The sequence below is a fragment of the Nonomuraea sp. N2-4H genome (assembly GCF_045291505.1).
GTDB classification, from domain to species: domain Bacteria; phylum Actinomycetota; class Actinomycetes; order Streptosporangiales; family Streptosporangiaceae; genus Nonomuraea; species Nonomuraea fastidiosa.
On record NZ_CP147987.1, the window covers coordinates 1,815,489 to 1,826,446 of the forward strand.

Sequence of the window (10,958 nt, forward strand, 5' to 3'; positions counted from 1 at the left end):
GGGGTGCCCGGCATCCATGCCGGCGGCGAAGGAGGCGGCATGAGCGTCACCGCTCCACTGGGGTTCAGGGCGGCCGGTGTCGCCGCGGGCATCAAGCCCGGCGGCGCCCGTGACCTGGCACTCGTCGTCAACGACGGGCCGAGCCGCGCCGCCGCGGGCGTCTTCACCGCCAACCGCGTGAAGGCCGCCCCGGTGCTGTGGTCGCAGCAGGTCCTGTCCGGCGGCCGGCTGCGCGCCGTCGTGCTCAACTCCGGCGGCGCCAACGCCTGCACAGGGCCCGAGGGCTTCCAGGACGCCCACGCCACCGCCGAGAAGGTGGCCGAGGTGCTCGAAGACTCCGCCGGCGAGGTCGCCGTCTGCTCCACCGGCCTCATCGGCGAGCGGCTGCCGATGGACGCGCTGCTGTCCGGCGTCGAGACCGCGGCAGGACAGCTCTCCCGCGACGGTGGCCTGGCCGCCGCCGACGCCATCCGCACCACCGACACCGTCTCCAAGATCTCCTTCAAGCGCGGCACCGGCTACATGGTCGGCGGCATGGCCAAGGGAGCCGGCATGCTCGCCCCCGCCCTGGCCACCATGCTCTGCGTCATCACCACCGACGCCGAGGTCAGCGCAGAAGAGCTCGACACCGTGCTGCGCGCGGCCACGTCCAAGACCTTCGACCGGCTCGACACCGACGGCTGCATGTCGACCAACGACACCGTGCTGCTGCTCGCCAGCGGCGCCGCCGGCGTGCGGCCCGACCTCGCCGAGTTCGAGGAGCGGGTCACCGAGGTCTGCGCCGACCTGGCCAGGCAGCTCCTCGTCGACGCCGAGGGCGCGACCAAGGCCATCGCCATCGAGGTGGTCGGCGCCGCCTCCGAGGACGACGCGGTCAAGGTGGGCCGCGCGGTCGCCCGTTCCAACCTGCTCAAGTGCGCCATCCACGGCGAGGACCCCAACTGGGGCCGCGTGCTCGCCGCCGTCGGCACCACCGACGCCGAGTTCGAGCCCGACCGGCTCAACGTCGCCATCAACGGCATCTGGATCTGCCGGGGCGGCGCCGTCGGCGACGACCGCTCCAAGGTCGACATGCGCCCCCGCGACGTCACCATCACCATCGACCTGTCGGCGGGCCCGCACACCGCGACCGTGCACACCACCGACCTGACCGCCGACTACGTCCACGAGAACTCGGCGTACTCCTCATGAGGCTGACCACCGCACAGAGCAAGGCCCAGGCGCTGATCGAGGCGCTGCCCTGGCTCACCCGCTTCCACGGCGCCGTCGTCGTCGTCAAGTACGGCGGCAACGCCATGACCGACGAGTCGCTCAAGCACCGCTTCGCCGAGGACGTCGTCTTCCTCCACCACGCCGGCCTGCGCCCGGTCGTGGTGCACGGCGGCGGACCGCAGATCAGCAGCGCGCTCGACCGGCTCGGCATCGAGTCCACCTTCACCGCCGGGCTCCGGGTCACCACGCCCGAGGCCATGCAGGTCGTCAGGATGGTGCTCACCGGCCAGGTCAACCCCGAGATCGTCGGCCTGATCAACCACCACGGCCCGTTCGCCGTCGGCATGTCGGGCGAGGACGCCCACCTGTTCACCGCCGTGCGCAAGCACGCGATCGTGGACGGCGAGCCCGTCGACATCGGCCAGGTCGGCGAGATCATCAAGGTTGAGCCGGGCGCCGTGCGCGCACTGCTCGACGACGGCCGCATCCCCGTCGTCTCCAGCGTGGCCAGGGGTGACGACGGACAGATCTACAACGTCAATGCCGACACCGCGGCCGCCGCGCTGGCCGTGGCGCTCAAGGCGCAGAAGCTGATCGTGCTGACCGACGTCGAGGGCCTGTACGCGAACTGGCCCGACGACACCGACGTCATCGACCAGCTCACCGCCGACGAGCTGGCGGCGATGATGCCCACATTGTCCAGCGGTATGGTGCCCAAGATGGAGGCGTGCCTGACGGCCGTGCAAGGCGGGGTCCCGCAGGCCCACGTGCTCGACGGCCGGGTGCCCCACTCGCTGCTGCTGGAGATCTTCACCAATGAAGGAATCGGAACGATGGTGATCCCGTCATGAACCTGCACGAGCGCTTCGGCAACGCCTTCATGCCCAACTACGGCGTCCCGCCGATCGCGCTGGCCCGCGGCGAGGGCACCCGCGTCTGGGACGTCGACGGCAGGCGATACCTCGACTTCATCGCCGGGATCGCCACCAGCTCGCTCGGCCACGCGCACCCCGCGCTGGTCGAGGCGGTCTCCCGGCAGGTCGCCACGATCGCGCACACGTCCAACCTGTTCCTGCACGAGCCCGAGGTGCTGCTGGCCGAGAAGCTGCTCGACCTGCTCAACGCGCCCGGCCGCGTCTTCTTCGCCAACTCCGGCACCGAGGCCAACGAGGCCGCCTACAAGCTGGCGCTCAAGTACGGCCGCCGCGAGGGCCGCTCCTACTTCGTGGCCGCCGAGAACGGCTTCCACGGCCGCACCATCGGCGCCCTGTCGCTGACCGGCAAGCGGTCCATCCGCGACCAGTTCGGGCCGTTCCCGGTGGACGTGCGGTTCGTCCCGTACGGCGACGCCGCCGCGCTCAAGGAGGCCGTCACCGGCGACTGCATCGCCGTCTTCCTCGAGCCCACCCAGGGCGAGGCCGGCGTGGTGCCGCCGCCCGAGGGCTACTTCGAGGCCGCCCGCGAGATCTGCGACTCCACCGGCGCGCTGCTGGTGGCCGACGAGATCCAGTCGGCCATCGGCCGCACCGGCCACTGGTTCGCCCACCAGGCGGAAGGCGTCACCCCCGACATCCTCACGCTCGCCAAGGGCCTCGGTGGCGGGCTGCCGATCGGCGCCTGCATCGGCTTCGGCGACGTCGGCAGGCTGTTCGAGAAGGGCGACCACGGCTCGACGTTCGGCGGCAACCCGGTCTCGTGCGCCGCCGCGCTGGCCGTGCTCGACAACCTCGACCTCGACCACGTCAAGTCCGTCGCCGCCCGGCTGCGCACCGGCCTTGAGTCCGTCGCGCACCCGCTGCTCAAGGGCGTGCGCGGCCGCGGCCTGTGGCTGGCCGCCGTGCTCGCCGAGCCGCGCTCCGCCCAGGTGCAGCAGGCCGCCGCCGACGCCGGCTTCCTGGTCAACGCCCTGCAGCCGGACGCCGTGCGCATCGCGCCGCCCCTCGTGGTGACCGCCGACGAGGTCGACGCGTTCGTGGCCGCGTTCCCCGCGATCCTCGCGGAGGCGGCCAAGTGACCAGGCACTTCCTGCGCGACGACGACCTCAGCCCCGCCGAGCAGGCCGAGGTGCTCGACCTCGCCGCCGCCATGAAGAAGGACCGCTTCGGCTACCGCCCCTTCGAGGGCCCGCAGACCGTCGCCGTGCTCTTCGACAAGCCGTCGGCGCGCACCCGCGTCTCCTTCCACACCGGCATCGGCGAGCTGGGCGGCCTGCCGCTGGTCGTCGACAACGTCTCGGTGCTCATGGGCCGCGGCGAGCCCACCGCCGACATCGCCCGCGTGCTCGAACGCCAGGTGGCCGCCATCGTCTGGCGCACCACCGGTCAGGAGCTCATCGAGGAGATGGCCGCCCACTCCCGGGTGCCCGTGGTCAACGCGCTCACCGACGACTTCCACCCCTGCCAGATCCTCGCCGACCTGCAGACCGTCAGGGAGCGGCTGGGCCGCACCGCCGGCGTCACGTTCACCTACCTCGGCGACGGCGCCAACAACATGGCCCACTCCTACCTGCTGGGCGGCGCCACGGCCGGCATGCACGTCCGCATCGCCGCGCCCGCCGGCGACCAGCCCGACGCGGTCATCCTCGACAAGGCCGCCGCCATCGCCGCCCAGACCGGCGGCTCGGTCGTCGCGCTGTCCGACCCCGAGGCCGCGGTCCAGGGCGCCCACGTCGTCGCCACCGACACGTGGGTGTCGATGGGGCAGGACGGCAAGGAGCAGCGCGTCGCCGCGCTCTCGCCGTACCAGGTGAACGCCGAGCTGCTCGAACACGCGGCGCCCGACGCGATCGTGCTGCACTGCCTGCCCGCCTACCGCGGGTACGAGATCACCGAAGACGTCCTCGAAGGCCCGCGCAGCGTCGTGTGGGATCAGGCGGAGAACCGCCTGCACGCCCAGAAGGCGCTGCTCCACTGGCTGGTGTCCCAGCGATGATCCCGATGACCAAGGCGGCCCGGCAGGCCAAGATCACCGAGCTGCTGCAGCGCAAGGCCGTACGCTCCCAGCCCGAGCTGGCCAAGCTGCTGGCCGAGAGCGGTGTCGAGGTCACCCAGGCCACGCTCTCGCGCGACCTCGACGAGCTCGGCGCGCTCAAGCTGCGCGCCGACGACGGCTCGCTCGTCTACGCGCTGCCCGGCGAGGGCGGCGGCCGCATCCCGCTCACCCGCACCGGCACCGGCGAGACCCCGGCCGCCCGGCTGCGCCGCATCGCCGAAGAGCTGCTGGTCGAGGCCGAGGCGTCGGCCAACCTGGTCATCGTGCGCACGCCGCCGGGGGCGGCGCAGTTCCTCGCCTCCGCCATCGACCACGCCGACTGGGAGTCCATCCTCGGCACGGTGGCGGGCGACGACACCATCCTCGTCATCAGCCGCGACCCCACCGGCGGGCAGGCCGTCGCCGACGCCCTGCTCAAGATCGCCGACCGGCGCGCCTAGACCGCGCCGTACCTGCTCAGGCCCGCTCCCCGGCTAAGATCACGGCTGCCCGGGACACCACGAGGGGCCGACGTGCACTAATGTCGCGCAGGAGCTAGGGGGAGCGCGAGGCACGATGCCGGCGAGCACCGACGCGGGCGCGGCCAGCCCAAAACGTATATGGAGGACATAACGGTGAGTGAAGGCAAGCCGATGCGGCTGTGGGGCGGACGCTTCGAGAGCGGCCCGTCCGACGCGCTGGCCCGGCTGTCGGTGAGCGTCCACTTCGACTGGCGGCTGGTGCCGTACGACCTGGCGGCGTCCAGGGCGCACGCCCGCGTGCTGCACCGGGCGAACCTGCTGACCGACGAGGAGCTCGAGCGCATGATCGGCGCGCTCGACGACCTCGAGCAGGCGTGCAAGTCCGGCGAGTTCCGCCCGACGGTCGCCGACGAGGACGTGCACACCGCGCTCGAGCGCGGCCTGCTCGAACGGCTCGGCTCGCTCGGCGGCAAGCTGCGCGCCGGCCGCTCGCGCAACGACCAGATCGCCACCGATCTGCGGCTCTACCTCCGCGACCACGCCCGCACGATCGTCTCCCGCCTGGTCGAGCTGGAGACCGCGCTCATGGCGCAGGCCGAGCAGCACGCCGATACCGCCGCGCCCGGCATGACGCACCTGCAGCACGCGCAGCCGGTCTCGTTCGGCCACCAGCTGCTCGCCCACGTGCAGGCGTTCGCCCGCGACGTCGACCGGCTCACCGACTGGGACAAGCGCGCCGCGATCTCCCCGCTCGGCTCCGGCGCCCTGGCCGGCTCGTCGCTGCCGCTCGACCCGCAGGCCGTGGCCGACGAGCTGGGCTTCGCCGCCGCCGCGCCCAACTCGATGGACGCCGTCGCCGACCGCGACTTCGCCGCCGAGTTCCTGTTCGACGCGGCCATGATCGGCGTGCATCTGTCGCGGCTCGGCGAGGAGATCGTCCTGTGGGCCTCGCAGGAGTTCCGCTGGATCGAGATGGACGACGCCTACTCCACCGGCTCGTCGATCATGCCGCAGAAGAAGAACCCCGACGTGGCCGAGCTGGCCCGCGGCAAGTCGGGCCGCCTCATCGGCAACCTGATGTCGCTGCTCACCACGCTTAAGGGCCTGCCGCTGACCTACAACCGCGACCTGCAGGAGGACAAGGAGCCGGTCTTCGACGCCGTCGACACCCTGCTGCTGGTGCTGCCCGCGATGGCCGGCCTGGTCGCCACCATGCGCGTCAACACCGCCCGCCTGGAGGCCTCCGCCCCCGACGGCTACGCCCTGGCCACCGACCTCGCCGAGCTGCTGGTGCGGCGCGGTGTGCCGTTCCGCGAGGCGCACGAGGCGGTCGGCCACCTCGTCGTCTGGTGCCAGGTCAACGACAAGGACCTCGGCGAGCTGACCGACGACGAGCTGGCCAAGGTCTCGCCGCACCTGACGCCCGACGTCCGCGACGTGCTGAGCGTGCCCGGCGCGCTCGCGGCCCGCAAGGCGTACGGCGGCACCGCGCCCGACCGCGTACGCGACCAGCTCATCGCACTCCGCGAAGTCGTCGACGCGCAGGCGGCATGGGCGGCGGGCGGCTGAGCTCCGCACCGCTGCCGCGGAGCTTCTTCGACCGGCCGTCCCACGAGGTCGCGCCCGACCTGCTCGGGCGCGTGCTCGTGCACGGTTCCGTCGCCGTACGCCTGACCGAGGTCGAGGCGTACGGCGGCCCCGGCGAGGACCCCGCGGCCCACACCTACCGCGGCAAGACCCCGCGCAACGCCGTCATGTTCGGCCCGCCGGGCCACCTGTACGTGTACTTCACCTACGGCATGCACTTCTGCGCCAACCTCGTCTGCCTGCCCGAGGGCTTCGGCTCGGCGGTGCTGCTGCGCGCGGGCGAGGTGGTGGAGGGCGTGGCCGAGGCGCGCGCCCGCCGCTCGGGCGGCCGTCCGGTCCCCGACCGCGACCTGGCGCGCGGGCCCGCCAGGCTGGCCGTCGCGCTCGGCCTGCTGCGCGAGCACAACGGCATCGACGCCGTGCTCGAAGGCTCGCCCGCCGGCCGTCCCCGGCAGTCGGCCGCCGTGCTGGAAGGCCGTCCCGCCGATCCCGCGACGATCAGGTCAGGCCCGCGCACCGGCGTGTCGACGGCCAAGGAGACGCCGTGGCGGTTCTGGATCGACGGCGATCCGACCGTCTCCCCGTACCGGGCTCACGTGCCCCGGCGCCGCAGGGCCGCGGCCACCTCCGTCGGAGAGGCACCCAGCTCATGAGCGCTGAAGATGTGCAGGTAGTCGCCGGTGTCGATCTCCAGCATCTCGCTGCGCAGCCCCCACCGCCTGCGCACGTCCACCTTGATCTCCTCGATCGACTCCCACGGCACGTGCCGCCGCCCCGCGAACCCGTGCACCACCGTGATGCCGCTCTCGTCGGCCGCCAGCCGCACCGGCACCAGCACGTCGCGCAGCCCCATCGCCCCCAGCAGAACCGTCGCGGGAACGGCGAGGATCACGCCGCGGACATCGCCGGCCGACCACCAGTAGACCCCGAGCCCGGCACACGTCAGAGCCCCTAAGATCTTGAAAACGGCCAGCTCGCGACGGACCCTCCACATGGGCACCCAGCGTATCCAAGTGGCGCGCATCCGGCCTGATCGGGCAGGCTAAAGGCACCGACATCCGACAGGAAAGCCAGATCACCGTGACCGACTTCCTTGACGACCTCGCGTGGCGAGGCCTGATCGCCCAGTCCACCGACCTCGACGCGCTGCGTGCGTCCATGGCCAAGGGACCGATCACGCTTTATTGCGGTTTCGACCCGACCGCGCCGTCCCTGCATGTCGGTCATTTCGTGCCGCTGCTGACGCTGCGCCGCTTCCAGCAGGCGGGCCACCGCCCGATCGGCCTGGTCGGCGGGGCCACCGGCCTCATCGGCGACCCCAGCGGGCGCAACACCGAGCGCTCGCTCAACGACCTCGACGTCGTGGCCGGCTGGGTCGAGCGGCTGCGCGGCCAGGTCGGGCGCTTCCTCGACTTCGACGCCCAGCCCAACGCCGCGCTCCTGGTCAGCAACCTCGACTGGACCGGCAAGCTGAGCGCCATCGAGTTCCTGCGCGACATCGGCAAGCACTTCCCGGTCAACCGCATGCTCGCCAGGGAGTCCGTCTCGGCGCGGCTGGCCGGTGAGGGCCTCAGCTACACCGAGTTCAGCTACCAGATCCTGCAGTCGTACGACTTCCTCGAGCTCTACCGCCGCTACAACTGCACGCTGCAGATCGGCGGCAGCGACCAGTGGGGCAACATCACCGCCGGCGCCGACCTCATCCGGCGCGTCGAGGGCGGCCACGTCCACGTCATGACGCTGCCGCTGATCACCAAGGCCGACGGCACCAAGTTCGGCAAGACCGCCGGCGGCGCCCTCTGGCTCGACCCGGAGATGACCTCCCCGTACGCCTTCTACCAGTACTTCCTCAACTCCGACGACCGCGACGTGATCCACTACCTGAAGGTGTTCACGTTCCGCAGCCGCGAGGAGATCGAGGAGCTGGAGAAGGCCGTCGCCGAGCGGCCCTTCGCCCGTGAGGCCCAGCGCGTGCTCGCCGCCGACCTCACCGAGCTGCTGCACGGCAAGGAGGAGCTGGACGCCGTGGTCGCCGCCTCCAAGGCGCTGTTCGGTCAGGGCGCGCTCGAAGAGCTGCCGGCCTCCACGCTCGGCGCCGCGCTGGCCGAGGTGCCCAAGGCCGACATCCCGGCGCTCGGGGTGCCGTACGTCGATCTGCTCGCGCAGAGCGGCATCGTGGAGTCCAAGTCCGCGGCCCGCCGGGTCATCAAGGAGGGCGGCGCCTACCTCAACAACCGGAAGATCACCGACGAGGCGTACGTGCCCGGCCCCGAGGACCTGCTCGCCGGGCGGTACATGGTGCTGCGGCGCGGCAAGAAGTCGATCGGCGGCGTCGAGGTCGTCGGCTGAGGTCTCCCTGAGGGCGGGCGCCGCCTGCTGAAGCGGCCGTGCCTGCCTGTCGAGGGCGGGCACTGTGTGGCAGTCGCCCGCCCTTACGCATGCCCGCGCTACCGCTGGGTGCCGGGCGCGTCCCGGCGCGTGTCCCGCCTGCCGGGAGCGGTCGCAGCCGGATCCGGCGTGCCGGCCCTGCGCCGCTGGGCGCCCTCTTGCGTGGAGGTTCGCCGGGTGACGCGCGGCGTCGCCGGCCGCTGCGGTTCCTCGGGGCGGGTGAACAGCGCGACCGTCAGCCCCGGCAGATCGCCGGAGTGCTTGGCCAGCTCCAGCTCGAACCCGGCTTCGCGTACCTGCTCGACCCGGGGGAGCCCGTCGCCCTTGAGGCCCGTCTGCTTGGTGCCGCGCCAGACCACCCACACGCGCTCGCGCCCGGCCAGCGCCGCCGCGACATCCCGCCGTTCCCGGTAGCCGAACCCGGTGGCGGCCGGCGCGTCCTCCGTGCGCAGGACGTCGACCGGCATGAGGGAGTCGGCGTAGTAGTCGAAGCCGGTACGCAGCTGGCTCTGCCCGTAGACGATGGCGTCGTCCGGCTTCGCCTTGATCACCCGCAGCGCCCACGGGATGTTCTCCATGCGGCCGTTCTCCTCGCGCACGTCCACGTGCTCGGGCAGGGCGACCAGGCAGCCCACCACCACGACCAGCACTCCGGCCACCACCTGCAAGCGCGGCAGGCAGGCGACCGCCATGCCCACGAGCAGCGCGAGCGCGGGGGCGGTCACGAAGAGGTAGCGGTCCACGTACACGGGAGTGACGAGCCAGGAGACCGCGAGCAGCAGCACGGGCGGAGACACCAGCCATCCCGCCAGGGCCGCCGCCCAGCTCCGCTCGCCCGCCGCCCGCCACAGCAGCACGGCGCCCGCCAGGGCGATCGCGAACAACGCGATGCCCAGCGGCTCCGAGCCCGCCGCCATCTTCGGGAACTTCAGCCACACCTCGGGGCCGCGCTGCGGGATCCAGCTGATGGCGTGCCGCTCACCGAACCCGATCAGCCCCAGCACCGCCGCGGGGACGCATCCGACGGCGAGCGCGGCCGCCATCTTGGGCAGCACGTCCCGCCGTATCAGGAAGATCTGGGCGGGGAGCACCAGCACCGCGAACAGGTGCGTGCAGCACACGAACGCCACCGCCGCACCGTACGCCGCCCACCTGCGCCCGCTCGGCAGCTCCAGCGCCCGGTGCAGCGTCCAGAAGGCGAGCACCACCGCCGCCGCGGCGAACGCGTACGACCTGGCGAAAGCCCCGTAGTAGGACACCGACGGCAGGATCGCGAACACCCCCGCCGCCACCACTCCGGCTCGCGTGCTGTGCACCCGCCGGCCCAGGTCCGCCAGCAGCCACGCCGCCACCCCGATGGCCAGCGCCGACGGCAGGCGGAGCCACAGCTCGGCCGTACCCGCCTTCACCCAGAAGTGCATGAACAGGTAGTAGGGCAGGAAGTGTCCGTCGATGTGGCGGGCCAGCTCGAACAGTCCGGCGAGCGACCGTTCGGCGGCGCTGATGGTGGCCAGCTCGTCGCCGTTCAGGGTGCTGGCGCCGGTGCCCGAGAACGCGGCGATCGCGCCGAGCAACCCCATCCACCAAGGAGCGAACGCGCGCCGGCGCGTGGCCGGACGTGCTGGAGCGACACGGGTGGCGACAGAGTTCACCCGAGGCAGGATACGTGCGGTTATGGTCGGGGACATGGCAAACGTGATCGTTTTCGACCTCTATGGGGTGATCGCCCTCAACCAGGCGGATGAGGCGCGGCAGCGGATCGTCGAGCTGGCCGGGGCCGAGGCAGAGCCGTTCTGGGAGGCGTACTGGGCCTGCCGCCCGGCGTACGACGCCGGCCAGGACAGCACCGCCTACTGGAACGCCGTGGCCGACCGGCTCGGGGTACGCTTCGCCGATGTCCCCGCGCTGATCGCCGCCGACCTCGACAGCTGGTCGCGCGTCGACACCGCCATGGCCGGCCTGATCTACGAACTCGCCGACCAGGGACACCGCCTCGGCTTGCTGTCGAACATCATCGCGGACCTGGTGCCCGTCTGGGAGTCGCGCCACGGCTCCTTGCTCAGCCGCTTCGCCGCGCTGACGTTCTCGTGCCGGGAGGGGGTGGCGAAGCCGGATCGGCGTGCGTACGAGATCTGCGCGGAGCGGATGGGCGTGGCGCCGGGGGAGGTGCTGTTCATCGACGATCGCGAGGAGAACGTGGTGGCGGCGCGGGAGGCGGGCATGACGGCCGAGGTCTTCCGGTCGGTCGAGCAGGTGCGCGAACTTGCCAAGACCGTCGCCCTGTGACGGCGGGGGCATGCCGCTCCGCAGGGATCTGGC

Annotated in this window: 11 protein-coding genes; 9 read left to right on the top strand and 2 right to left on the bottom strand. The window is 72.1% G+C overall.

Annotation, left to right across the window (positions count from 1 at the left end; genetic code table 11):
- The first annotated feature begins 39 nt into the window (after positions 1-39).
- The 7 genes from argJ (at position 40) to WBK31_RS08275 (ending at position 6,904) form a co-directional block, all read left to right on the top strand.
- Complete coding sequence (argJ, locus tag WBK31_RS08245; protein WP_364070300.1) at positions 40-1,191, top strand: bifunctional glutamate N-acetyltransferase/amino-acid acetyltransferase ArgJ; 1,152 nt, start codon at positions 40-42, stop codon at positions 1,189-1,191.
- Positions 1,188-2,063, top strand: a complete 876-nt coding sequence (gene argB, locus WBK31_RS08250; RefSeq protein WP_364070297.1) for an acetylglutamate kinase — start codon at positions 1,188-1,190, stop codon at positions 2,061-2,063. Before argJ ends, argB begins: the two co-directional genes overlap by 4 nt.
- Entirely contained in the window at positions 2,060-3,226 is a 1,167-nt protein-coding gene (locus tag WBK31_RS08255) for an acetylornithine transaminase (RefSeq protein ID WP_364070294.1), read from the top strand. Before argB ends, WBK31_RS08255 begins: the two co-directional genes overlap by 4 nt.
- A complete protein-coding gene (gene argF, locus WBK31_RS08260) occupies positions 3,223-4,143 on the top strand; it encodes an ornithine carbamoyltransferase (protein ID WP_406674571.1) in 921 nt (306 codons plus the stop codon). Before WBK31_RS08255 ends, argF begins: the two co-directional genes overlap by 4 nt.
- Positions 4,140-4,643, top strand: a complete 504-nt coding sequence (locus WBK31_RS08265; protein ID WP_364070290.1) for an arginine repressor — start codon at positions 4,140-4,142, stop codon at positions 4,641-4,643. Before argF ends, WBK31_RS08265 begins: the two co-directional genes overlap by 4 nt.
- Before the next feature lie 159 nt (positions 4,644-4,802).
- On the top strand, positions 4,803-6,233 hold the full coding sequence (argH, locus tag WBK31_RS08270) for an argininosuccinate lyase (RefSeq protein WP_364070288.1): 1,431 nt from the start codon (positions 4,803-4,805) through the stop codon (positions 6,231-6,233).
- Entirely contained in the window at positions 6,215-6,904 is a 690-nt protein-coding gene (locus tag WBK31_RS08275) for a DNA-3-methyladenine glycosylase (RefSeq protein WP_364070286.1), read from the top strand. The genes argH and WBK31_RS08275 overlap by 19 nt, the downstream gene beginning before the upstream one ends.
- Here the strand turns inward: WBK31_RS08275 and WBK31_RS08280 are convergent.
- Complete coding sequence (locus WBK31_RS08280) at positions 6,844-7,245, bottom strand: PH domain-containing protein (RefSeq protein ID WP_364070283.1); 402 nt, start codon at positions 7,243-7,245, stop codon at positions 6,844-6,846. The two genes, WBK31_RS08275 and WBK31_RS08280, sit on opposite strands and share 61 nt — an antisense overlap.
- An 86-nt stretch (positions 7,246-7,331) precedes the next feature.
- Here WBK31_RS08280 and tyrS point away from each other — a divergent pair, with 86 nt between their 5' ends.
- Positions 7,332-8,600, top strand: coding sequence for a tyrosine--tRNA ligase (tyrS, locus tag WBK31_RS08285; protein WP_364070281.1), 1,269 nt, complete (start codon positions 7,332-7,334; stop codon positions 8,598-8,600).
- Between the two features lie 98 nt (positions 8,601-8,698).
- On the opposite strand, the gene WBK31_RS08290 is transcribed toward tyrS, so the two are convergent.
- Complete coding sequence (locus tag WBK31_RS08290) at positions 8,699-10,219, bottom strand: glycosyltransferase family 39 protein (RefSeq protein ID WP_406674572.1); 1,521 nt, start codon at positions 10,217-10,219, stop codon at positions 8,699-8,701.
- A 106-nt stretch (positions 10,220-10,325) separates the two neighbouring features.
- On the opposite strand from WBK31_RS08290, the gene WBK31_RS08295 reads away from it, so the two are divergent.
- Positions 10,326-10,925 (top strand): HAD family hydrolase, encoded by a 600-nt coding sequence (locus tag WBK31_RS08295; protein ID WP_378784027.1) that lies wholly within the window; start codon positions 10,326-10,328, stop codon positions 10,923-10,925.
- Positions 10,926-10,958 lie beyond the last annotated feature (33 nt).

Excerpts from the sequence above, each read along its gene's own strand:
- argJ (WP_364070300.1), top strand. The coding sequence starts at position 40 with ATGAGCGTCACCGCTCCACTGGGGTTCAGGGCGGCCGGTGTCGCCGCG.
- argB (WP_364070297.1), top strand. The coding sequence starts at position 1,188 with ATGAGGCTGACCACCGCACAGAGCAAGGCCCAGGCGCTGATCGAGGCG.
- WBK31_RS08255 (WP_364070294.1), top strand. The coding sequence starts at position 2,060 with ATGAACCTGCACGAGCGCTTCGGCAACGCCTTCATGCCCAACTACGGC.
- WBK31_RS08265 (WP_364070290.1), top strand. The coding sequence starts at position 4,140 with ATGATCCCGATGACCAAGGCGGCCCGGCAGGCCAAGATCACCGAGCTG.
- argH (WP_364070288.1), top strand. The coding sequence starts at position 4,803 with ATGGAGGACATAACGGTGAGTGAAGGCAAGCCGATGCGGCTGTGGGGC.
- WBK31_RS08275 (WP_364070286.1), top strand. The coding sequence starts at position 6,215 with ATGGGCGGCGGGCGGCTGAGCTCCGCACCGCTGCCGCGGAGCTTCTTC.
- WBK31_RS08280 (WP_364070283.1), bottom strand. The coding sequence starts at position 7,245 with ATGTGGAGGGTCCGTCGCGAGCTGGCCGTTTTCAAGATCTTAGGGGCT.
- WBK31_RS08290 (WP_406674572.1), bottom strand. The coding sequence starts at position 10,219 with ATGGGGTTGCTCGGCGCGATCGCCGCGTTCTCGGGCACCGGCGCCAGC.
- WBK31_RS08295 (WP_378784027.1), top strand. The coding sequence starts at position 10,326 with ATGGCAAACGTGATCGTTTTCGACCTCTATGGGGTGATCGCCCTCAAC.